The organism is Flavobacterium sp. AC105, from assembly GCF_979258495.1.
In genome coordinates, this window is the sequence record NZ_OZ409860.1 from 993573 (window position 1) to 1015126 (window position 21554).

The window sequence follows — 21554 nt, forward strand, 5'->3', positions numbered from 1 at the left end:
TTCTTAATGTCGAGTATTATTCAATTACTTCCTGATCACGTTGCTAATCAAATTGCTGCTGGAGAAGTGGTTCAAAGACCAGCTTCAGTTGTAAAAGAGTTATTAGAAAATGCTGTTGATGCAAAAGCAACCGACATTAAACTGATCATTAAAGATGCTGGAAAATCGTTGGTTCAGGTTATTGATAATGGTTCAGGAATGAGTGTGACCGATGCGCGTTTGTGTTTTGAACGTCACGCGACATCAAAAATCCGTCAGGCCGAAGATTTATTTTCACTTCATACAAAAGGTTTTCGTGGAGAAGCTTTAGCATCGATTGCGGCAATTGCGCACATGGAAATGAAAACCAGACAAGAGCAGGAAGAATTAGGAACTCATATTATTATTGAAGGAAGTAAATTTGTTTCGCAGGAAGTAGCCGTTTTGCCAAAAGGAACTTCATTTGCCGTTAAAAATTTATTTTTTAATATTCCCGCACGCAGAAACTTCTTAAAGTCAGATACAGTTGAATTTCGACATGTTATGGATGAGTTTCAGCGCGTAGCTTTGGCGCATCCTAATATTCATTTCACGTTTTATCATAACGGAAGTGAAATGTATAATTTGCCCGCTGCAGGTTATCGCCAGCGAATTGTTGGGATTATGTCCGGTAAAACCAATGAAAAATTGGTGCCTGTAAACGAAGATACCGAAATCATAAACGTTCAGGGATTTGTTTGTAAGCCTGAATTTTCTAAGAAAAACAGGGGAGAGCAATTCTTTTTTGTAAACGATCGTTTCATAAAAAGCGGTTATTTGCATCATGCCGTTATGGCTGCGTATGACGGACTTTTGAAAGATGGCTGTCAACCGAGTTATTTCCTGTATTTGCAAGTTCCGCCAAATACTATAGATATTAATATTCATCCAACCAAAACAGAAATTAAGTTTGATGATGAACAAGCTTTATATGCTATTTTAAGAGCATCGATAAAACACAGTTTAGGACAATTTAATGTGGCGCCGGTTCTTGATTTTGATCGTGATGCCAATTTAGATACGCCCTATCATTATAAAGATTTAGAGGCCGAAACGCCTACCATTCAGGTCGACGGAACATTTAATCCGTTTACAGATGATAAAACCAATCAGCATTATTCTAAATCTAGTTCAGGAGCTGGTTCAGGTTATTCTTCTGGTTCCGGATCAGGTTCATCCTATTCCGGTTATTCTAAAAGAGTAGAACCAACCGCAAGTTGGGAAAGTTTATATGTTGGTTTAGATACAGAAAGTATCGAAAGCTCACCTTTTACATTCGAGAATGAAGAAGTTACTTCGTCATTATTTAATGATAATGAGATCGAACAGGCAAGTCAGGGAACCTATCAGATTCATAAAAAATATATCGTTTCGCCAATTAAATCCGGAATGGTTATTGTCGATCAGCAACGCGCACATCAGCGTATTTTATATGAGCAGTTTTTGCTTAATATGACTGTAAATCAGGCTTCAAGTCAACAATTGTTATTTCCGTTGAATTTGTTTTATTCAACAGATGAAATGAAACTAATTGAAGAATTGAAACCTTCATTAGAAACAACAGGTTTTGTTTTTGAAGAAGCTCAAACCGATCATATTGTAATTTCGGGAATTCCTGTAAATATTACAGAAAGCGAAGTTTCGATGGTAATAGAACAATTATTAAGTGATTTACAAGACGGAATTCCGGCGAGCAGTTACAGTCAGAACGATACAATTGCCAAATCGATGGCCAAAAGTTTAGCAGTTAAAACAGGATCTTATTTAACTGAAAAAGAACAAGATAATTTAGTAAACGGTTTGTTTGCTTGTAAAGACCCAAATATTTCACCTTTTCAAAAACCTACTTTCATCACAATGCGTGTTGAAGATATAGATAAAAAGTTTGCCATATGATGAAAATAACTCCCGTAGTAAAACAATTATTGATAATCAATATTATATTTTTTATTGGTTCTCAATTAGTGCCGGTGTCTTATGAATATTTCGCCTTATTTTTTCCTGAAAACCCAGGTTTTAAAATTTGGCAGATAATCACACATATGTTTATGCATGGAAATGTGATGCATATTGCGTTTAATATGTTCGCTTTATATTCATTTGGTTCAACATTAGAGCATTTTTGGGGCGGTAAAAAATTCTTATTTTTTTATATTTCATGCGGATTAGGAGCGGCATTGATAAATTATGCTGTAAATTATTATTTTTATCAGGATGCATTGAATATTTTAATAGCGAATGGATATAACAAAATGCAAATTTTGCAATTGCTGGATGAGGGAAAAATTGACACAAGATGGCAGCAAATACTTTCAGTTTCAGAGTTTAAACATTTTACAGAAGCTTATTTGGGAACTGTTGTTGGAGCTTCAGGAGCTATTTACGGATTGCTTGTTGCTTTTACGTTTATGTTTCCAAATGCAGAATTGGGACTTATGTTTATACCAATTCCAATAAAAGCAAAATATTTTGTGCCTGTTTATATGATTTTATATGATGGTTTCTTCGGAATCTTAGGAAATTCATTTATGGGAATAGGAGATGGAGTGGCGCATTATGCACATATTGGTGGTGCTCTTTTTGGGTTTTTAATTATGTGGTATTGGAAAAAAAATCAGTTTAATAGTAATCGTTGGAATTAATTTTTAACTTTAATATCGAAAATAAAAACCAAAAGAAGCTTTTATGAATATTCTTGACGATTTAAAATTACAATATAAAATAGGAGGAATTGCGTTACGTGTTATCTATTGGAACATTGCCTGTTTCCTGATCTCTTTAGTATTTTTCTATCAATATTCAGGAGGCGGTTTTGCTTTTCCAAATTGGCTGGCTTTATCATCAGATCCGAATGTTTTCTTATATAAACCCTGGACATTTTTAACCTATGCATTTTTTCACGACGGATTTTTTCATTTGTTGTTTAATATGATGGTTTTAAATTTTGCCAGTACTTTATTCCTGACATACTTTACACAAAAACAATATTTAGGTCTATATATTCTAAGCGCTATTTTTTCAGGAGTTGCTTTTGCATTGAGTTTTTATTTTTCCGGTATTTCTGGTTCTATTGTTGGAGCTTCTGCCGCAATTATGGCAATTTTAGTTGCAGCAACGACTTATCAGCCATTAATGGATGTACGCCTGATGCTTATTGGTAATGTAAAACTTTGGCATATTACAGCCGTAATATTGATTTTAGATTTAATGCAGTTTCGCTTAGATAATACAGGCGGACATATTTCGCATTTAGCCGGAGCCATTTTTGGATTTATATTTATTAAATTGCTTCAAAACGGAATTGATTTGAGCAAAATTGTTTCCAGAATATTAGATTTCTTTGCAAATCTATTCAAAAAATCCCCTTCGACCCCATTCACAAAAGTTCATAAAAATTACAAAAAACCTACAGAAAAAGTGACATCAAGAATTGTTACAAAAGACAAAACGCAACAGCAAATTGATGAAATTTTAGATAAAATTAGCCAATCCGGCTATGATTGTCTGACAAAAGAAGAAAAAGAGTTTTTATTTAAAGCTGGAAAATAATCCTTTTAGCAAACAATATGAAAAACCTTTCGTGGTTTAATAAGATAATGTTCTTTTTGAATATAGTCCTGACTGTACTAACATTTAGTATCTATATTTTACCTTTTCTCGCACCTAAGAGCTTTCCGCTTTTATCGGTGCTGACGCTGTTTATGCCAGCTTTTTTTGTGCTTAATGGATTGTTCTTTGTTTATTGGGCAATTCAATTTAAAAAGAGACTTATTTTATCTGGCTTGGTATTATTGACCGGAATTACATTTATCAGTAAATTTTATAAATTTTCTGCTAATGAATATATAAAAGACGAAAAAGATTTCTCGGTAATGAGTTATAATGTGCGTCTTTTTAATGTTTTCAAGTGGCTGGATCGTGATGATATTCCGTCTAACATAAAAACTTTTATCGACGAAAAAGATCCGGATATTCTATGTATTCAGGAATACTCAAATTCTGCTCATATTGACTTAAAAGTTTATCCGCATCGTTATATTTTTATTGATGGAAAACAGATTAAAACCGGACAGGCGATTTTTTCTAAATTTCCTATTTTGTATGAAGGAAATATTATTTTTCCAAATTCGGATAATAATGTAATTTATGCAGATATTAAACGCGGAAAAGATATTATCCGTGTTTATAATATGCACTTGCAGTCTATTAAGATTTCGCCGGATGTAACTGATATTTCAAATAATATTGATAATGTAAATCAGGAAAAATCACAGCTTATTTATACCAGAATCAGCAAAGGTTTTAGGCAGCAGCAAGAACAGGCTGAAATGTTTAAAGAAAATATCAAGCAGTGTAAATTTCCGATTATTATTTGTGGAGACATGAATAATAGTCCGTTTTCGTATGTATATAGAAATATAAAAGGAAAACTAAAAGATGCTTTTGAGGAAGCCGGAGAAGGTTTTGGGGCAACGTATAAATTTCGTTATTATCCAGCGAGAATTGATTATATTTTTACAGACAGTAAAATGAAAGTGAAACAATTTGAAAGCTTTTCTGATTTCGAAAATTCAGATCATTATCCAATAATGGCAAGGCTTTCAATTGAATAAGGTTAAATAGAAATTCCAATTTTAAATTCCAAAAAGGAAAAGAGTAGAAGTAGAGTTTCTCTTTATTTTACTTCTAATTTCTGTGATTTCAAATAATCCATAGCAAATTTACCTTCGTTAAAAAGTAAATCCAAAACACTTAAATTGTTGATAAATCCATGTTTGTCATCAAAAACCTGAGTGTATTTTTCGAATGAATTAGTGTCTTTTTTTCCGTTTGCCAAAATTCTAAAATCTATTGTGTTTTCTGTTTCACGAAAGTATTCTGTTGTTTTAGAAAACGCTAATTTCATTCGCAGACATTTCGTTACAATATCAAGAACTTCCATATTCAGATCCATCAAAAAAGTATGCTGTTTTTCGAAAATAGGACGAATATCATCTTCAAAAAATTCAAAAAAAGGAGAACTTCTGTAACCGGCTTCTAATGATTTAAAATGCTGTTTTTGCCAGTCGAATTCATTCTCAATCAAAACATCTTTTGTTTTTTGATGTAATGTTTTAGAATGCTTTACAGGAATGTTTAATAACTGAATCCCATTCGGACTATAAATATAAGTACGATTTCTATTCGTCTGTTTCTGAAAATTATCTTCCATTTCAAAAGTAATATTTTCAGATTGAGCCATAACTGCAAAGTGGCTTATCGAAGGAAAATAAGTAGGAAGTAATAGAGAGTTCATCTTGATTTTGTTTAAAAGTTTCAGGTTTCAAGTTTCAGGTTCGTATAAAACTTGAGACTTGAAACCTGAAACTAAAAATAACTATTTTTTATTTATGCTTTGTCTTTTCTTTTTCTCCAGAAAAATTCTCCAACAAAATAAGCTGCAAGAAGGATTAGGAAATATTTGAAATACGATTGAGGCTGCCCTTCGCCATCAACAGTGGTAAAAACTCTGCTCCAACGAATTTTATTGATTCCTTTTCCGTTTGTATCCCAGCTCATCCAGATAAAAACTGGTTTTCCAACAATGTGATTTTCCGGAACATAACCCCAATAACGACTATCTTCAGAGTTGTGACGGTTGTCTCCCATCATCCAATAATAGTTTTGCTTGAAGGTATATGTCGTAGCTTGTTTTCCGTTGATTAAAAAATGTGCACCATCAATTTGCAATGTGTTTCCTTCGTAATTAGTGATGATTTCTTTGTAAAAAGGCAAAGATTCATTGTTTAGCGCCACAGTTTTTCCAGCTTCAGGAATGTAAATTGGACCAAAATTATCCTGGCTCCATTTGTTAATATGAGGGAAAATAGCATTGTCATTTCCTCTATCAATTTGTCTTGTAACTGCTGTAATTCCAGGAGTGTTTTTTAAACGTTGAGCACTTGCTTCCGTTAAGGCTTTGAAATAAAGTGTATCTCTTTTTTCAGTCTTAAAACCAGCTGCGTCAGTAATGTCCAGTTCTTTAAATAATGATTCAAAATCAACAGGAGTTTTTCCGTCTAAAGCTACAGAATATGAATATTGTGGTTTAGCTCTTTCCGGTAAAACTAATTTTTTTCCGTTAATGAAAACAAATCCGTCTACGATAGATAAACTATCACCCGGAATACCAACACATCTTTTTACGTAATTTGATCTTTTATCTATAGGTTTTATAACTCCAGGTCTTCCTTCTGGTTCATGAAAATAACGTACAGTATCAACCGGCCAGTTAAAAACAACTATATCAGTTCGTTTGATTTTTTCTAAAGCAGGCAGTCTAAAATAAGGCAATTGTGGCCAGCTCAAATACGATTTGCGTTTCATGAAAGGAATAGAATCATGAACCATTGGCAATGCTACGGTTGTCATAGGAACTCTTGGACCGTAATTTACTTTGCTAACGAATAAAAAGTCTCCAACTAGTAATGATTTTTCTAATGATGAAGTCGGAATCGTATAAGGCTGTACAATATAAGTGTGCACTAATGTTGCTACGATAATAGCAAAAAGTAATGAACTTACGGTGTCAGCCGTTTTAGTTTTAGGTGTTAATTCTCTATTTGTATTGTATTCTAATTTTTGAGTATAGTTTACATAATAGATGTAAAAACCAAAAGTAAAAATACCTAAAACAGTATCTAGAGTTGATTTTTTGCCAAAAGTTCTTAAGGTTTCTACCCAAATAACCGGAAACATAATTAAATTGATAATCGGAATGAAAAGTAAAATAGTCCACCATGTTGGTCGGCTAATAATTTTCATCAAGACTATTGAATTGTAAATTGGAATTGCAGCTTCCCAACTTTTTCTTCCTGCTGCAACATATAATTTCCATGTTCCAAGAAAATGGATAACCTGTACTGCTAAGAAAAAAACAAACCAAAGATATAATGTCATGATATTTTAAAGTTTTAGTTCAAGGTCTTAAGATATTGCCTTAAACATTCAATCAGTTTATTTTAAGTTTAATACGTCTTTCATGTTATAAATACCGGTTTTGCCAGCAAGCCATTCGGCAGCAATAACGGCTCCTAAAGCAAAACCTTCACGATTGTGAGCAGTATGTTTTAATTCAATACTATCTACAATCGAATCGTAAGTTACGGTATGAGTTCCCGGAACATCTCCAATTCTTTTTGCCTCAATATGAATTTCGTTGTTTTTTGCCTGATCTAAAGTCCAATTTGCGTAGTTGCTGTTTTCAATAACACCTTTTGCTAATGAAATTGCTGTTCCGCTTGGGGCATCTAGTTTTTGAGTATGATGAATTTCTTCCATCGTTACTTTATATGAATCAAATTGCGACATTATTTTTGCCAGATATTCATTCAGTTCAAAGAAGATGTTTACACCTAAACTGAAATTTGAGCTTGAAATAAATCCCCCTTGTTTTTCGTTGCAAAGTGCTACCATTTCGTCAAAATGTTCTAACCAGCCAGTAGTTCCTGAAACTACAGGAACATTTGCATGAAAACAACTTGAAATATTGTTAACAGCCGCAGTAGGAACACTAAAATCAATGGCAACATCGGCTGTTGAAAGTCCGTCGTAAGTATTAAATTCGTCTTTTTTCAAGACAATTTCATGACCTCTTTCTAAAGCAATTCTTTCGATTACTTTACCCATTTTTCCGTATCCTAAAAGCGCAATTTTCATTTTTGTATATTTTTTGAAATTTAAACAGAATAAAATCTGTTTAGAAATTGTAATTAAAAGTTAGTCCAACGTTTGGTCTAAAGGTCAAATCGTTGGGGTAAATTTCCGGGCGTAGTGATAATCTTTCGTTTACGTTAAACTGAATCAGGGCCGCATCAACATTGGCATCGATAATGTTTAAAACATAAAAACCTACGACAAATAAAGCTGATAAATCTCTGTTTCTCTGATAGAATTTTTGACCTGCAATAAGTCTGCTATCATCTAAAAATTGATAATTATCATCATTATAGCCTTCTAATCTTCGTTTATAGGCATCGCGATATTCGTGGTATTTTTTATTATTATCAATATAAAAGTATAAACTGGTTCCGATTGCTCCGTAAACCAGCGGAATTTTCCAGTACTTTTTATTATATGCCTGACCTAAACCTGGTAAAATTGCAGAATAAAATGCTGCTTTTGCTGGCGTAAGAGGATCTATTTCTTCTAACTTGGTAGTGTCTTTAGCGACCAAAACCGTTTCTTCTTTTGCCTGGGCAAAAAGAGAGACGGTTCCTATAAGAAAGAACAATAGACTTATGGGGACAATTTTATTCACTATCCGTTTATTAATTTTATAATTCTATTAAAGTCAGCTTCAGAATTGAAAGGAATTGTGATTTTTCCTTTTCCGTTGCCTGCGACTTTTACATCAACTTTCGCACCAAAATAATCGTTAAAAGTGTTTTTTTGCGTTTCTTTAACTACAAATGAAGAATCTGGTTTTGCTTTTCCTTCAACTTTTGGTTTTAAGCTTTCGTGGTAATTTTTTACTAAAGTTTCTGTTTCACGAACAGATAAATTCTGACTTACGATTTTTTGATAGATATCAGTCTGAATGTCAAGATCTTCAATATTGATAATTGCTCTACCGTGTCCCATACTGATAAAACCATCACGAATACCAGTCTGAATAATCGGATCTAGTTTTAGAAGACGTAAATAATTGGCAATGGTAGAACGTTTTTTCCCAACGCGCTCGCTCATTTGTTCTTGTGTCAATTGAATTTCGTCAATTAAACGCTGGTACGAAAGTGCGATCTCAATTGGATCTAAGTCATGACGCTGAATATTTTCAACCAAAGCCATAACCAATGACTCATTGTCGTTTGCAATACGAATGTAAGCAGGAACATGAGTTAAACCAACTAAAGTCGAAGCACGCAAACGACGTTCTCCAGAAATTAACTGGTATTTATTAAAATCTAATTTTCGAACAGTAATAGGTTGAATCACACCAAGTTCTTTAATAGAAGTGGCTAATTCACGCAACGATTCTTCGTTAAAATTGCTTCTGGGCTGAAACGGATTTATTTCGATAGCACTTATTTCAAGCTCTATTATATTTCCAACAACTTTGTCAGCATTTTTATCTTCTACTGATACAATGTCGTTTTCCGGATCTTTTAATAATGCTGATAATCCTCTTCCTAAGGCTTGTTTTTTAATTGCTTTTGTCATAAAAACTATTTACTGTTTTTCTTTATAATTTCTTGAGCTAAATTGATGTAATTGACTGCTCCCTTGCTAGTTGCGTCATAGTTAATGATGCTTTCGCCAAAACTTGGAGCCTCACTCAATTTTACATTTCGCTGAATAACCGTATCAAAAACCATATCGTTAAAGTGTTTTTGAACCTCCTCGACAACCTGATTAGATAAACGTAATCTTGAGTCATACATTGTTAATAACAATCCTTCGATATCAAGATCCGGGTTATGTATTTTTTGAATACTTTTTATGGTGTTCAATAATTTTCCTAATCCTTCAAGTGCAAAATATTCACATTGAATAGGAATAACTACTGAATCAGCGGCCGTTAAAGCATTCAGGGTCAATAAACCTAATGAAGGCGCACAGTCGATAATGATATAATCATACTCGTCTTTTACACTTTCTAATGCTTTTTTAAGCATGTATTCTCTATTTTCTTTATCAACCAATTCGATTTCGATGGCAACAAGGTCAATATGAGCAGGGATCACATCAACATTTGGAGCTGAACATTTTACGATGGTTTCTTTTGGGGTGTGGCTATGTTCAAGTATTTGGTAGGTTCCAATCTCAACAGATTCTACGTCAATCCCAAGGCCAGAAGTGGCATTTGCTTGAGGATCAGCATCTATCAATAATACTTTCTTTTCTAAAACACCTAATGAGGCCGCAAGATTTACAGATGTAGTAGTCTTTCCAACGCCTCCTTTTTGATTAGCAATCGCAATGATTTTGCCCATTTATTTTCTAAATTTTGAACCGTAAAAATACAATTATTTATGGTTTTTGAAAATCTATTTTGTTAACATTTGCTAAAGTTTGGGAAGCCTTTGTATAGTGCGTGTTTTGTAGATTTATTTTTTGGATTTAAAGCGGATTATAAATGAAATTTGGCTCTGTTTTGTGCTTATTTTTAATATAAAAGAACTAATTAACAGTTTAATCAGAAAAAAATACTCAAATGTTAAATTTGATTTTTGTTTCTTATAATTTCATAATGTTAATCCTGTGCATTATACTAATCTTGAAATTGTCTGTTTTTGGTTTCAGTAGGATTGTAACCAAAATAACTTTTATACAAGCGGGAAAAATGCGATACATTTTCGTACCCAACTTCGTAGCATACATTGGCAATTGTTAATTGTGTATTGAGGAATAGTTCTTTTGCTTTGTGTAGTCGTTTTTCCTGAATCCATTTTGCGGGTGTTGTATGAAATAAAGATTCAAACTCCCTGCGGAAACTCGACAAACTTCTTCCGGAAATATAGGCAAGTTCTTGAAGAGAATAAGGCTTTAAATAATGTTCTTCTATCGTTTTTAATAAGTCTCTGGTTTCATTTTGATCAACATTTATTAACTCGGTTAAAAACTTTGGGTTTGCTTGTGAAAGATCATAAAGCAATTCCAGTATTTTTAATTTAAATAACCCTGTTTTTATGTTTTCGTTATCGTCGAAATAAGGTTTCAGGGATTCGAGAAATGATTTTAAACGTTCTCCATAAGGATAAATAAGTGCTTTATTATCAGATTTTTTTTCTTCTAAAGAATGATCCATTTCAATCAATTTGATAAAATCAATAATGATATCTTTCTTCAATGAAAAAGAGACACTTTCATACATGAAATCATTTAAAGGATCTCCGCTTTTTACAATTTCAACATATGTAGCTTTTTTTATTAATAGCATTTCTCCTTTTTTTAAAGAAAAAAGCTCGTTGCCAATACGCAATTCATTTAATCCTTCTATTGCAAATAACAAAAAATGCTCTTTCAGCATATTCTGTTTATGAAATGGTGTTTTATGTTGTTGTCGACAAATCTCCATCGTAGCAATTTTATCTGATCCGATAATGGTATGCGTTCCGGGAAACGAATCCTGATCTCCTGTTTGTTTTACAACGTTCATAGTATTTTTTTACGAATGTATAAAATTTTCTAACGACACATTTTAGTTTTCATATAAAAAAATGAAGTCCGGATTGACATAAATAGTCATGAAATATGACATTTTAAACAAAACTTATACAGGAAATGTAGCAGATCTTTGTAAAATATTAATTCATTTAGATAGTTATGACACAATTTAAAAATTCAGAAAAAGTATTTGAGATTAAAGGTTTATCTCAGGCAGTTGTAATTCCGTTTGAGAATCAGAAAATGATTATTCTTTCCGGGCAAATTCCACTTAATAATCAAGGTGAATTAGTGGGGAATGATGTGAAAACACAATCCATTCAAATTTTTGAAAATATCAAAAGTGTTTTAGAGACATGCGGAGCGAATCTTAGTGATATTGTAAAACTTGGAATTTTTATAACCGATATTTCACAAATAGCAGGATACAGAGAAGCAAGGGATCAGTTTATTAATCTTGATACGCCGCCAACAAGTACGCTTGTAGAGGTGAAAGGATTATTTAGAAGCGATGTTTTTATCGAAATAGAAGCAGTTGCTATGGCGAAAATTTAAAAAATAGTCTTTTCAATTAAAGGATAAAAACTATTTCAGGGCCGCAGAATTCAATCTGCGGCCTTTCCTGTTTTCGCAATTTTCATACTTTTCATACCTAACTATAGTTTGTAGAAAAGTGAAAGAACTAATCGGATATTTCAATTGTTACATTAACTAAACCGCTTTTTATGTTTGAGGCAATCTCCATAAAAGCTTGTTTGCTTAGATCAATTTCTCTTCCTTTAATAAAAGGCCCTCTGTCTGTCACTTCAACAATAACAGATTTATTATTCGTTTCGTTGGTGATTTTTAGTTTAGTACCAAAAGGCAGTTTTTTGTGCGCAGCAGTCAATTTACTGTTGTCGAATCTTGTGCCGCTTGCTGTTTTTCTTCCATCAAATTTATCGTGGTAATATGAAGCGTGAGCATTTTCCTTGTATAATTTATAATTCCCAATTTCTATTGAATCATTGACACATTCTGAGCTTTTTTGCGCAGTAGCGATTATAGAAATAAGGAAAGTAAAACACAGTAATATCTTTTTCATTCTCAGGATTTTTGTTTTGGCAAAAGAAGTTCATTTTGAAAAATTAGATTTATCGGTTAAGCCATTTTTTTATCATAAAAAGCCATAAATGATATTTGTAAGTTGTTGAATGTAAAAGTGTTGATTTTTTATTTCTATAATTTAAACGTATTTTTTATTTCGTTTTTGACTTTGCTGTCAAAAGAACAAATTGAGACTTTGTATAGTTTTTGATAAGAAAATTGAAACCAAAAACGGACATATAGGTTAAAGATTATCACTACTTTCGGATCCCTAAGAACTATTCTAATTATTAAACCAAAAAAGATTATTTATGATTAAAAAGTTAATCTCAGTATGTACTGCATTTGCGGTTATGCTGATTCTATGCAGTTTTGCAACATCCAATTCATCTGATGAAAAAAAGCAGGAGGATAAGATAGAAGGCAGGATTGTTTACAACAAAGATAAACGCAGTATAACATTGTCATGGCCGGCATTTGGGACTTCGGGAAATTATGTAATTACAAAAGGAGGAAGTCGCTTGGCATCAGATTTTGTGTTGGTGGGTGCGGTTTCTAAATTGACATTTACAGACAAGAAGCCAAATACAGATAAATATGAAAACTATTATAAAATTACCCGTAACTCCATAACAATAACACTTTCGTTGGAGAACCAAATTTTTGGTGATAATATGTATTTCTACGATAGAAAATACGAAAAAGCAGAAACGGCACGAAACGACATTAATTCTCAATTTGGCGCAATTGGTCTTGGCGGATCAAATGGTGAGTGGACAACAAAACGTCAGGCCTATTATTTCAAGGCAAATATTAAGGATCAAACTTACGATTCGGGTGGTTCAGGTTCTGCATCATCGGCAGAAGCCAACGCAATAGAGTTAGGGTTTTATTCTCATATTGGAGGTTTGGGCAAAGTACCTGGAGATGTTAAACTGGGTTCTATATTTACGAGACCTCATCTTTCGGGGGGAGCAAATGCTACATGTACATTTTGGCGTTCTGTAGAAAATGTGACAGTAATGCGCGATTTTGCCTGGACAGTTTCTCAATCAACAAGTGCACGAAGAATGCTGATTGAAAGTACTTCGAAATATATTTCAGATATTGGAAACACCAATTTTTGGGGCAGCGGCGGTTTTATTGCCGATGCTCATTATACAACATCCAGACCAAACTGGGGCGGACAACAACAATGGTACACCAGAAATGCTGTTTTTCCTTCAGGTTCGGGAACTATGGGCGGTTCGTATAATATGGTTTGGCAAGGCTGCGTCAATCCTCCACAAGCAGATGATGCCAACTCTCCGGTTCCAACTACACCTATTATCAGAGAAAAACCTTTTCTTTTTATTGATAAAGATGGCGAATACAAAGTATTTGTTCCGGCATGGCAAAAGGACAGAATAGGAGTTTCATGGTCTTCAACAGATATGGGAAAAGGCCAGATTCAGGATTTGCTTACGGATTGGTATGTTGCTAAAGAAGGTGACACCGATGTAGAAATTAATAATGCGCTAAAAGACGGTAAAAATATATTCTTTACACCAGGACATTACACATTGAATGCTCCTATTCAGGTAAATAGAAAAGATGCAATACTTCTGGGCGCCGGTATAGCTTCGGTAACGTTGGAACCAACCGAGAAAAACACTTGGGGATGTATTTATGCTGATGACAAGGATGGAATTATAATTGCCGGACTTCTTATGGATTCATTTAATAGTACAACCTATCAGGTTAGAATTGGTGATGAAGGAGCAAACGCAGATCATTCTGCAGATCCTATCTTGCTTACAGACATTACTTGCAGAGTTGGTGGAGTTCAGTCAAAAAATATTCAGATACATGCTGCTATGCAAATAAATAGTAACAATGTGGTGGGCGATCACTTCTGGTTATGGCGTGCTGATCACGGATCGCAAAAAGGAGGAAATGAGCGTTGGATAAGAGACAGATGTAAAAACGGACTTATCGTTACGGGTGATGATGTTACACTTTATGCCTTATTTGTTGAACACTTTCAGGAATATGAAGTGTTATGGTTGGGAGAACGTGGCAGAACGTATTTCTTTCAAAACGAACCACCATACGATGCACCTAATCAAGCAAGCTGGAGCAGTCAGGGAGGCAAAGTTGATGGTTATGCAGCATTCAAGCTAGCTAATACGGTAAAAGAACATCATACTATAGGAATGGGTTCTTACGCCGTTTTTACTGGAACTGACGGGAATGTGAATAAAAAAAATGGTTTTGAAATTCCTAATAGCCCAAATGTGAAATTTGAAAAAATGTGTATCACTCGTTTTGCAGGTTCTGGTAATATACAAAATGTTATAGATGGTACTGGCGGCAGCACGGCAACTGGTGTAAAACGTGTGGCATTATACAATAATGGTAAAGGCATACAACCTTATGATGAAGAATTTAATCTGCCTAATCGTGAATCATATCCGGCATATATTAGTATGGAGAAATAAATAAGAAAAGGTGAACTTATACCAGAAATTCTTTAAACAAAACAAAACTCTGAAGGTCGATTCATCTTCAGAGTTTTTTTCTGCAAAATAAAAATATTTCTTATTTCTTAAATTGTTTTGGATAAGCAAAAAATAGTTATATATTTGCACCCGCTTACGGGGTGTAGCGTAGCCCGGTTATCGCGCCTGCTTTGGGAGCAGGAGGCCGCAGGTTCGAATCCTGCCACCCCGACGAAAATCCTTTCTGTAATTTACAGAAAGGATTTTTTTATTTTGCGTTATATCTAATTCTCTATTTTAGAATAGTAAAAACTGATTAATTGAGTTCTTTTTTCCAACAATAAAAACTTACTTTTGCACCATCAATTATTAATAGAATCATACTATGTCACATACAATCGAAAAAATTAAATGCCTAATTATTGGTTCTGGTCCAGCAGGTTATACTGCTGCTATTTATGCTGCCAGAGCAAATATGAATCCAGTTTTATATCAAGGAATGCAGCCTGGTGGTCAATTGACTACGACGAATGAAGTAGAGAATTTTCCGGGTTATGTTGATGGTGTTACGGGACCAGAAATGATGGTTCAGCTGCAAGATCAGGCAAAACGTTTTGGAGCTGATATTCGTGACGGCTGGGCTACAAAAGTTGATTTTTCAGGAGATATTCATAAAGTTTGGATTAACGATACAATTGAATTGCACTGTGAAACCGTTATTATTTCTACAGGAGCTTCGGCTAAATATTTAGGATTACCATCAGAACAGCATTATTTGCAAATGGGTGGCGGCGTTTCTGCTTGTGCGGTTTGCGATGGATTTTTCTATCGTAACCAGGAAGTAGTAATTGTTGGGGCAGGAGATTCTGCTTGTGAAGAAGCACATTACTTATCTAAACTTTGTAAAAAAGTTACGATGTTGGTAAGAAGCGAAAAATTCAGAGCTTCAAAAATTATGGAAGAACGCGTTCGTAAAACCGAGAATATCGAGATTTTAATGAACCACGATACAATCGAAGTTTTAGGAGATCAACATGTTGTGCACGCTGTAAAAGCGATGAACAAAACTACAGGTGATGTTTTTGATATTCCTGCAACCGGATTTTTCGTAGCAATTGGTCATAAACCAAATACAGATATCTTTAAAGATTATATTACACTTGACGAAACAGGTTATATCATCAATACTCCAGGAACTTCTAATACAAATGTACCAGGTGTTTTTGTAGCCGGTGATGCTGCAGATCATGTATACCGTCAGGCAATTACTGCTGCCGGTACAGGATGTATGGCTGCATTGGATGCTGAGAGATATTTAGCAGCTAAAGAGTAATTTTTTAGTCTCAGTTTACAGTCTCAGTTTACAGTTTTTTGCTGGAATGTCAATGTAAAAAAGTCCCATTCGCCACGGCGAATGGGACTTTTTTTGTAAACTTTAGTTTAAAGCCTATAAACTGAGACTGTAAGCTGAATACTCTATTTTATCTTCTTAATCAATTTTGCTTCTTCAGTAAAACGGGTAAGTTCGATTTTTGGATTTCCAAATAAAGATAATTCAGCTTTATCTCCTATAGCTATAGAAATGGTTGTATCTGCTAAAATACTTCCGGTTGCATAACTTTCAGCAGTAACATTAGCATCTTTTAAGGTAAATTTTGTTCCCGTAAAATTTGAATTATTATCTAAACGAATAGTTGCTTTTTCGGCAATTCCTTCAATAGAAACATTTGCTTTTTGATACAGATCGCATTTGAATTTTATCGCAGAAACCAATGATTTTACACTGGCATTTTTGCTCAATTGTAAAACTGCATCTTCTGATTTTATGTTTAATTCTGATTTTGATTTATCATCAGCAATTAAACTGAATTTTTTAGAATTTACATTTAAATATAATTTAGAATAATCGACAGAATTAAAAGTAATGTCATCTAATTGAAGTTCCTGAATCGCATAAATTACAGACTCATTTTTAGCGATTACTTTTTTTAGCGAACTTGTATACGTAACGCGAACGATTAATTTTTTGAAGATCGTACTTTCTTTTGATGTATATAAACGAAGTATTTTATCTCTTAAATCCATTCCGATAATTTCATGTAAATTATCATCAGCTTCAATTTTTATTTCGTTTTTTTCTCCTTTTTCAAGATAAACTTCCAGATTGTCGTCGGCTTCGATACCATCAAAATTCCCAACTTCTTTTACAGAAGTGGTTACGATTTTAGAACCCTTTACTTTTTCTCTTTTTTGGGCAAAAGTTAATGTTGTAACGAATAATAATAGAAGTAGTGCTGTATTTTTTTTCATTAATTCTAGATTTGATTTTGACAAATATAAAAAAATCATCCACTTTTTAATGAATGATTTCTTTATATTTACTTTATAAATATTATTAGCCCTGACTAATACTTCCTCCGGAGTTTGAAGTTTTTTCAATTGATTTAGGATTTGTATCGTAATTAATAAGCCCACCGCTTGACGCATCGGCTTTCAAACGAACAATAGGATGTATATGTATGCTTCCTCCGCTTGACGCATCTGCTTCAACTTCGTTTGCTAATAATCCCTGAGCATTAATACTGGCACCGCTAGAAGCCGAAGTTCTGATTTTTAATGCTTTTCCTTCAATATTAATAGAGCTTCCGCTTCCTGAATCACATGAAATGTTATCCGATTCAACGTTAACATTCATGGTTGCTGCACTTGATGTTTCCAGTGTTATGTTTTCTCCCTGAATAACTTTTTTGCTTTGTACAGATGACGCACTCGAAGCTTCCAGTCTGTCAATAATTGGCATTTTTACCGTTACTTTTTTCATAGTTACGTTACGGAAAGAACTGAATTTACAGTTAATTATTAAAGTTCCGTTTTCAACTTTAGTAACAATTTCTTTTTGTAAATTATCATCAGCTTCAACTACAATTTCAGTAGAATCAGACTGTTCGATAACCAAATCTATTGCATTGCTCACAGATACATTGTGAAAATCGCCCTTAACAATTCTTTTTTCAGTAGTAACATTTCCGCTGCCTTCAATTGCGTTCATGTTAAAGTTGCATGAGGCAAACAATAATGCGGTAAGAGTTGCAATAATAAATTTTGTAATATGAATGATTATTTTGGTCATGGCTTAGTTAATTTTAATTATAACTCCGTTTTTATCAGTAGTTAGCTTTCCTTTTGTTTTTTTTCCGTTTAAAACTTCTTTTCCATTTATTTTAACCGAAACTTCATTTATGGTGTCATTATCTATTGTATTATCCTGGTCACTGTCGTAGTCAGCATCACCATAATCATTTTCTTCAGATGGGCAATTCAAACATTTAATTTTAGAACCTTCAACTTTATAATCATAGTTTCCACTAAAGTGAAGATTGAAGAAATCATCGTCAGAGTCATCATATTCCTGTACAGATGTATCTGGTTTAAACAATTGTCCTTCTGGTAAGTACAAATATACATCAACTTCCTGACCTCTGAATTTGTTTTTTACATCAGTTAAAAAATAATTATCAAGAACTAAATGATTTCCGTTAAGCTGCATTTTGTAGTCAATTTTTTCAGCTCTTTTTTTAGCATTTGTAAACGAATTTCCTCTAGCGCTTTTTTCTATTTGCAAATAAGCATTTGCTTCATCAGTACGTAAAACATGTAGGTGAACGTCATTTGAATATATTAATTGATTATTTGCTGAATCCTGTACAAACTCAAATTCTCTGTGATAACTATTTAAGTCTTTAGCGTAATAATCATTGTATTTGAATTTTACATAAAGTGTATCATTTGGGCTAATTCCGATTTCTTTTTTCTCAACCGTTTTTCCATCGTATGAAAGTTCAGTTGCCTGTTTAATTCCAACACTAATTGCAATTGCAACAGCTATAATCCAGATTGCTAACAAAGTATATTTTGTAATATTTCCGATAGATTTTAAGTTTGGAGATAACAATTTGAAACCTAAAAGTGTTAAAAAGAAGAACGGAATTCCAACAGCAAGAAACATTAATAAACCAAATGACCAAATAGGATAATCTGTAAAGTTTCCGGCTTCAATGAAGTTTTGCCATGGAAAATCAACAAAAACATTTGTTCCCAAAGTAAAAACTCCAATCAATAACATAATCAAAACACTAATTCCTGACATGATTAGGATTACGCCTAAAAATTTAGCGAAGATTTTAAAAACCGTCATGACAAAGTCTCCAAATGAACTACTTATTCTCTCAGCTCCCGACTTTACCTGGTTTCCCATTTTGTCATAATCTGCACTTTTAAATTTATCAGATAATGATTCAATTTCCTCACGAACTTTTCTTTCAATGTTCGAAATGGTAACCGGTTCTCCCGTCATTTCCAATTTTTCAGAAGTTGTAACCGCTTCCGGAGTTACAATCCAAAGAACGAAATAAGCTAAAATACCAGTTCCAAAACCTGCAAAAACAAATATTAAGAAAATGATTTTTATCCAGACAGCGTCAATTCCAAAATAGTGTCCTAAACCAGTAGCAACTCCGCCAATCATACCTTTCTCTTTATCGCGGTATAATTTTTTGTGTTTTCTGTTTCCGTTATCGTTAAACGACTGACTTGGTCTCTCTTCGTCTTCCAGGATATAATCTTCAGGTTGCCCCATTACAACAATCACTTCATCAACGTCTTTCAGTCCTACAACATGTTTTTCGCTTTTTTGTTTCTCGATTAATAATTCAGAAACACGCATTTCGATATCTTTAATAATTTCATCCTGACCAGATGAGTTGTTTAGTGATCGTTTTATAGCGTCAAAATAGCGTGTCAATTTTAAATATGCATCTTCATCGATGTGAAAAACCATACCGCCTAAGTTAATATTTACTGTTTTGTTCATGACTTATTGATTTTGATTGGTGATTAGATTTACGGCATCAGACAATTCTGTCCAGGTTCCGCTAAGTTCGTTTAAAAATGTTTGTCCTATTTCGGTTAATCCATAATATTTTCGTGGTGGTCCTGAAGTCGATTCTTCCCAACGATAATTAAGCAAACCGTCGTTTTTGAGCCTGGTTAAGAGCGGGTAAACTGTTCCCTCAACAACTAGTAATTTAGCGTTTTTTAAAGTGTCTAATATTTCTGATGTATAAGCGTCTTTTTCTTTCAATACAGATAAGATGCAAAACTCAAGAACACCTTTGCGCATCTGTGCTTTTGTGTTTTCAATGTTCATAATTTCATTTTGTTTTTTTTAGATTGAACAATTCGTTTTTTGATTGATGATTTTGATTGATGATTGATTCGAAACTAATTTTGATGATTATTTGTCCCGACTATAACTTTTAACTTTAGAGGATTACTTTATAAAAGGAATCGTCATTGGATATTTATAATATTCTCCGTTTGAAGCTTTTATAGAAGCATAAATCACTAAAAAGAATTCAACTACTTTCAATAAGCAAAAAAGAACGACAGCTGTAACTCCAACACTTAATATTCCGATGTGCCCTTCAAAATTAAAATTTCTGATAACGAAATCATCATCGTTGAAAACCGCATGCATTGGAAGGTTTTGAAGAAAAACAGTAATGAAAATTGGAATTGCGATTAAAGCTAAAATCAAAGTATAAAGCAATAAGCTCAATTGAAAATTCAAGGTCTGTTTTCCGTGGTGATTTACAAATTCTGATTTGTCTTTGTAATTCGTCCAGATCAATATCGGGAAAATATAATTCCCAAACGGAATGATGTACTGACTTAAAGTACTTAAATGTGTGAACGTTGCAGTGTTCTTTTCTGATGTTGTTTCCATGATGAGTGGTGTTGTTGTTTCCATGATTAAAAGTATATAGTAATTTCTTATGCAAATATATGGTCAAAAGACAGTATCTTGTTTTGCATAGTACTAATTATTAACAAAATTTTAACAAATATAAAGTTTTAAATCAGCATATAATTAGCTAAAAACCATTGTTAAGTATTGATTTTGTTGCCTTTTTTGGAAAGTAATTGCAATTTATTGTGCATGCATAGTTTTTTTGTATTTTTACATAAAAAATAAATATCATGGCAGTTTCAGTTTCCAAACTCAACAAATTTGTATTATTCAAATTACCATCAGCATATATTTGTGGTGTACGCGTAAAAGCAATCGATAAAGATAAATGCGTAGTTAGTGTAAAACACCGCTGGATTAATCAAAATCCGTTTAACTCGATGTATTTTGCTGTTCAGGCAATGGCTGCCGAATTAACGACCGGAGCTTTGGTGATTTCTCAAATCAAGGAAAGCGGAAAAAAAATCTCAATGTTAGTAGCCAATAATAAAGGAAACTTTACCAAAAAAGCAACCGGCAGAATAACATTCGTTTGTAATGACGGACATTTAATCGCCGAAGCTATCCAAAGAACAATAGAAACAGGCGAGGGGCAAACTTTCTGGATGAAATCGATAGGAACAAATGAAGAAGGTGTTCAGGTTTCTGAAATGGATTTTGAATGGAGTGTTCGAATTAAATAGTTTTTTGCCACGAATTTCACGAATTTCCACAAATTCAAAATGCTTAATAGAAAAAAATAATTCGTGATAATTCGTGTAATTCGTGGCAAAAATATCCCATAAAAAAAGGCTTCAAATATTCGAAGCCTTTTTGTTTGAAATACATGTTGCGATTATTTTTTAGCGCAACATTTTTTGTCTTTTTTGTCGTCAGTTTTTTTGCAGCAGGATTCTTTCTTAGCTTTTTCTTTTTTAGCTACAGGTTTTGCGTCTTGTGCTTGTAATCCAATTGTAAATAAAGCGATTGCTAATACGGTAAATAATTTTTTCATTTTTAGTATAATTTAATTG

The 21554-nt window shown here is 33.3% G+C and carries 22 protein-coding genes and 1 tRNA gene; 9 read left to right on the top strand and 14 right to left on the bottom strand.

Annotated elements, in window-relative coordinates:
• Nucleotides 1-6 precede the first annotated feature (6 nt).
• From mutL to ACZ0AH_RS04415, 4 genes are read left to right on the top strand one after another with little or no spacing between them, the layout of a single operon-like run.
• A complete protein-coding gene (gene mutL, locus ACZ0AH_RS04400; RefSeq protein ID WP_463474637.1) occupies nt 7-1914 on the top strand; it encodes a DNA mismatch repair endonuclease MutL in 1908 nt (635 codons plus the stop codon).
• Entirely contained in the window at nt 1911-2660 is a 750-nt protein-coding gene (locus tag ACZ0AH_RS04405; protein ID WP_463474638.1) for a rhomboid family intramembrane serine protease, read from the top strand. Before mutL ends, ACZ0AH_RS04405 begins: the two co-directional genes overlap by 4 nt.
• A 43-nt stretch (nt 2661-2703) precedes the next feature.
• The gene (locus tag ACZ0AH_RS04410) at nt 2704-3567 is read left to right on the top strand and encodes a rhomboid family intramembrane serine protease (protein WP_463474639.1); all 864 of its coding nucleotides are present in this window, start codon (nt 2704-2706) and stop codon (nt 3565-3567) included.
• Nucleotides 3568-3584: 17 nt separating this feature from the next.
• The gene (locus ACZ0AH_RS04415; RefSeq protein ID WP_463474640.1) at nt 3585-4631 is read left to right on the top strand and encodes an endonuclease/exonuclease/phosphatase family protein; all 1047 of its coding nucleotides are present in this window, start codon (nt 3585-3587) and stop codon (nt 4629-4631) included.
• A 62-nt stretch (nt 4632-4693) separates the two neighbouring features.
• On the opposite strand, the gene ACZ0AH_RS04420 is transcribed toward ACZ0AH_RS04415, so the two are convergent.
• The 7 genes from ACZ0AH_RS04420 to ACZ0AH_RS04450 form a co-directional block, all read right to left on the bottom strand.
• The gene (locus ACZ0AH_RS04420; RefSeq protein WP_463474641.1) at nt 4694-5314 is read right to left on the bottom strand and encodes a WbqC family protein; all 621 of its coding nucleotides are present in this window, start codon (nt 5312-5314) and stop codon (nt 4694-4696) included.
• Nucleotides 5315-5406: 92 nt separating this feature from the next.
• Nucleotides 5407-6957: a signal peptidase I gene (gene lepB, locus ACZ0AH_RS04425; protein WP_463474642.1), complete on the bottom strand. Its 1551-nt coding sequence runs from the start codon at nt 6955-6957 to the stop codon at nt 5407-5409.
• 57 nt (nt 6958-7014) lie between these two features.
• Nucleotides 7015-7716 (bottom strand): 4-hydroxy-tetrahydrodipicolinate reductase, encoded by a 702-nt coding sequence (gene dapB, locus ACZ0AH_RS04430; RefSeq protein WP_463474643.1) that lies wholly within the window; start codon nt 7714-7716, stop codon nt 7015-7017.
• 40 nt (nt 7717-7756) lie between these two features.
• Nucleotides 7757-8317 carry a DUF5683 domain-containing protein gene (locus tag ACZ0AH_RS04435; protein ID WP_463474644.1) on the bottom strand — a complete coding sequence of 187 codons (561 nt, stop codon included), beginning with the start codon at nt 8315-8317 and terminating at the stop codon, nt 7757-7759.
• On the bottom strand, nt 8317-9219 hold the full coding sequence (locus ACZ0AH_RS04440; protein ID WP_463474645.1) for a ParB/RepB/Spo0J family partition protein: 903 nt from the start codon (nt 9217-9219) through the stop codon (nt 8317-8319). Before ACZ0AH_RS04440 ends, ACZ0AH_RS04435 begins: the two co-directional genes overlap by 1 nt.
• Nucleotides 9220-9224: 5 nt before the next feature.
• The gene (locus ACZ0AH_RS04445; protein WP_089478522.1) at nt 9225-9992 is read right to left on the bottom strand and encodes a ParA family protein; all 768 of its coding nucleotides are present in this window, start codon (nt 9990-9992) and stop codon (nt 9225-9227) included.
• A gap of 278 nt (nt 9993-10270) precedes the next feature.
• The gene (locus ACZ0AH_RS04450; protein WP_463474646.1) at nt 10271-11158 is read right to left on the bottom strand and encodes a helix-turn-helix domain-containing protein; all 888 of its coding nucleotides are present in this window, start codon (nt 11156-11158) and stop codon (nt 10271-10273) included.
• Between the two features lie 167 nt (nt 11159-11325).
• Between ACZ0AH_RS04450 and ACZ0AH_RS04455 the strand changes: the two genes are divergently transcribed.
• Entirely contained in the window at nt 11326-11721 is a 396-nt protein-coding gene (locus tag ACZ0AH_RS04455; protein WP_463474647.1) for a RidA family protein, read from the top strand.
• 127 nt (nt 11722-11848) lie between these two features.
• Here ACZ0AH_RS04455 and ACZ0AH_RS04460 read toward each other — a convergent pair whose 3' ends face one another.
• Nucleotides 11849-12250 (bottom strand): septal ring lytic transglycosylase RlpA family protein, encoded by a 402-nt coding sequence (locus ACZ0AH_RS04460; protein ID WP_463474648.1) that lies wholly within the window; start codon nt 12248-12250, stop codon nt 11849-11851.
• A 313-nt stretch (nt 12251-12563) separates the two neighbouring features.
• On the opposite strand from ACZ0AH_RS04460, the gene ACZ0AH_RS04465 reads away from it, so the two are divergent.
• From ACZ0AH_RS04465 to trxB, 3 genes are all read left to right on the top strand, one after another.
• Nucleotides 12564-14732: a hypothetical protein gene (locus ACZ0AH_RS04465; RefSeq protein ID WP_463474649.1), complete on the top strand. Its 2169-nt coding sequence runs from the start codon at nt 12564-12566 to the stop codon at nt 14730-14732.
• Between the two features lie 157 nt (nt 14733-14889).
• Nucleotides 14890-14964: transfer RNA gene (locus tag ACZ0AH_RS04470), tRNA-Pro, on the top strand.
• 153 nt (nt 14965-15117) lie between these two features.
• Complete coding sequence (trxB, locus tag ACZ0AH_RS04475) at nt 15118-16065, top strand: thioredoxin-disulfide reductase (protein WP_463474650.1); 948 nt, start codon at nt 15118-15120, stop codon at nt 16063-16065.
• Between the two features lie 143 nt (nt 16066-16208).
• Here the strand turns inward: trxB and ACZ0AH_RS04480 are convergent, their stop codons facing one another.
• The 5 genes from ACZ0AH_RS04480 to ACZ0AH_RS04500 form a co-directional block, all read right to left on the bottom strand.
• Nucleotides 16209-17042, bottom strand: a complete 834-nt coding sequence (locus tag ACZ0AH_RS04480; protein ID WP_463474651.1) for a GIN domain-containing protein — start codon at nt 17040-17042, stop codon at nt 16209-16211.
• 85 nt (nt 17043-17127) lie between these two features.
• Complete coding sequence (locus ACZ0AH_RS04485) at nt 17128-17862, bottom strand: head GIN domain-containing protein (protein WP_463474652.1); 735 nt, start codon at nt 17860-17862, stop codon at nt 17128-17130.
• A gap of 3 nt (nt 17863-17865) precedes the next feature.
• Nucleotides 17866-19602, bottom strand: a complete 1737-nt coding sequence (locus tag ACZ0AH_RS04490; RefSeq protein WP_463474653.1) for a PspC domain-containing protein — start codon at nt 19600-19602, stop codon at nt 17866-17868.
• A 3-nt stretch (nt 19603-19605) separates the two neighbouring features.
• Nucleotides 19606-19938 carry a PadR family transcriptional regulator gene (locus ACZ0AH_RS04495; protein WP_008464689.1) on the bottom strand — a complete coding sequence of 111 codons (333 nt, stop codon included), beginning with the start codon at nt 19936-19938 and terminating at the stop codon, nt 19606-19608.
• Nucleotides 19939-20061: 123 nt separating this feature from the next.
• Nucleotides 20062-20541, bottom strand: a complete 480-nt coding sequence (locus ACZ0AH_RS04500; RefSeq protein ID WP_463474654.1) for a DUF4870 domain-containing protein — start codon at nt 20539-20541, stop codon at nt 20062-20064.
• Between the two features lie 230 nt (nt 20542-20771).
• Here ACZ0AH_RS04500 and ACZ0AH_RS04505 point away from each other — a divergent pair, with 230 nt between their 5' ends.
• Nucleotides 20772-21224: a DUF4442 domain-containing protein gene (locus tag ACZ0AH_RS04505; protein ID WP_463474655.1), complete on the top strand. Its 453-nt coding sequence runs from the start codon at nt 20772-20774 to the stop codon at nt 21222-21224.
• Between the two features lie 152 nt (nt 21225-21376).
• Here the strand turns inward: ACZ0AH_RS04505 and ACZ0AH_RS04510 are convergent, their stop codons facing one another.
• Nucleotides 21377-21535, bottom strand: a complete 159-nt coding sequence (locus ACZ0AH_RS04510) for a hypothetical protein (protein ID WP_463474656.1) — start codon at nt 21533-21535, stop codon at nt 21377-21379.
• Nucleotides 21536-21554 lie beyond the last annotated feature (19 nt).

Coding starts and splice junctions, on each gene's coding strand:
- trxB (WP_463474650.1), top strand. CDS start 15,118: ATGTCACATACAATCGAAAAAATTAAATGCCTAATTATTGGTTCTGGT.
- ACZ0AH_RS04500 (WP_463474654.1), bottom strand. CDS start 20,541: ATGGAAACAACAACACCACTCATCATGGAAACAACATCAGAAAAGAAC.
- ACZ0AH_RS04405 (WP_463474638.1), top strand. CDS start 1,911: ATGATGAAAATAACTCCCGTAGTAAAACAATTATTGATAATCAATATT.
- ACZ0AH_RS04450 (WP_463474646.1), bottom strand. CDS start 11,158: ATGAACGTTGTAAAACAAACAGGAGATCAGGATTCGTTTCCCGGAACG.
- ACZ0AH_RS04485 (WP_463474652.1), bottom strand. CDS start 17,862: ATGACCAAAATAATCATTCATATTACAAAATTTATTATTGCAACTCTT.
- mutL (WP_463474637.1), top strand. CDS start 7: ATGTCGAGTATTATTCAATTACTTCCTGATCACGTTGCTAATCAAATT.
- ACZ0AH_RS04465 (WP_463474649.1), top strand. CDS start 12,564: ATGATTAAAAAGTTAATCTCAGTATGTACTGCATTTGCGGTTATGCTG.
- ACZ0AH_RS04445 (WP_089478522.1), bottom strand. CDS start 9,992: ATGGGCAAAATCATTGCGATTGCTAATCAAAAAGGAGGCGTTGGAAAG.
- dapB (WP_463474643.1), bottom strand. CDS start 7,716: ATGAAAATTGCGCTTTTAGGATACGGAAAAATGGGTAAAGTAATCGAA.
- ACZ0AH_RS04480 (WP_463474651.1), bottom strand. CDS start 17,042: ATGAAAAAAAATACAGCACTACTTCTATTATTATTCGTTACAACATTA.
- ACZ0AH_RS04505 (WP_463474655.1), top strand. CDS start 20,772: ATGGCAGTTTCAGTTTCCAAACTCAACAAATTTGTATTATTCAAATTA.
- ACZ0AH_RS04420 (WP_463474641.1), bottom strand. CDS start 5,314: ATGAACTCTCTATTACTTCCTACTTATTTTCCTTCGATAAGCCACTTT.
- ACZ0AH_RS04510 (WP_463474656.1), bottom strand. CDS start 21,535: ATGAAAAAATTATTTACCGTATTAGCAATCGCTTTATTTACAATTGGA.
- ACZ0AH_RS04460 (WP_463474648.1), bottom strand. CDS start 12,250: ATGAAAAAGATATTACTGTGTTTTACTTTCCTTATTTCTATAATCGCT.
- ACZ0AH_RS04455 (WP_463474647.1), top strand. CDS start 11,326: ATGACACAATTTAAAAATTCAGAAAAAGTATTTGAGATTAAAGGTTTA.
- ACZ0AH_RS04410 (WP_463474639.1), top strand. CDS start 2,704: ATGAATATTCTTGACGATTTAAAATTACAATATAAAATAGGAGGAATT.
- ACZ0AH_RS04495 (WP_008464689.1), bottom strand. CDS start 19,938: ATGAACATTGAAAACACAAAAGCACAGATGCGCAAAGGTGTTCTTGAG.
- ACZ0AH_RS04415 (WP_463474640.1), top strand. CDS start 3,585: ATGAAAAACCTTTCGTGGTTTAATAAGATAATGTTCTTTTTGAATATA.
- ACZ0AH_RS04490 (WP_463474653.1), bottom strand. CDS start 19,602: ATGAACAAAACAGTAAATATTAACTTAGGCGGTATGGTTTTTCACATC.
- lepB (WP_463474642.1), bottom strand. CDS start 6,957: ATGACATTATATCTTTGGTTTGTTTTTTTCTTAGCAGTACAGGTTATC.
- ACZ0AH_RS04440 (WP_463474645.1), bottom strand. CDS start 9,219: ATGACAAAAGCAATTAAAAAACAAGCCTTAGGAAGAGGATTATCAGCA.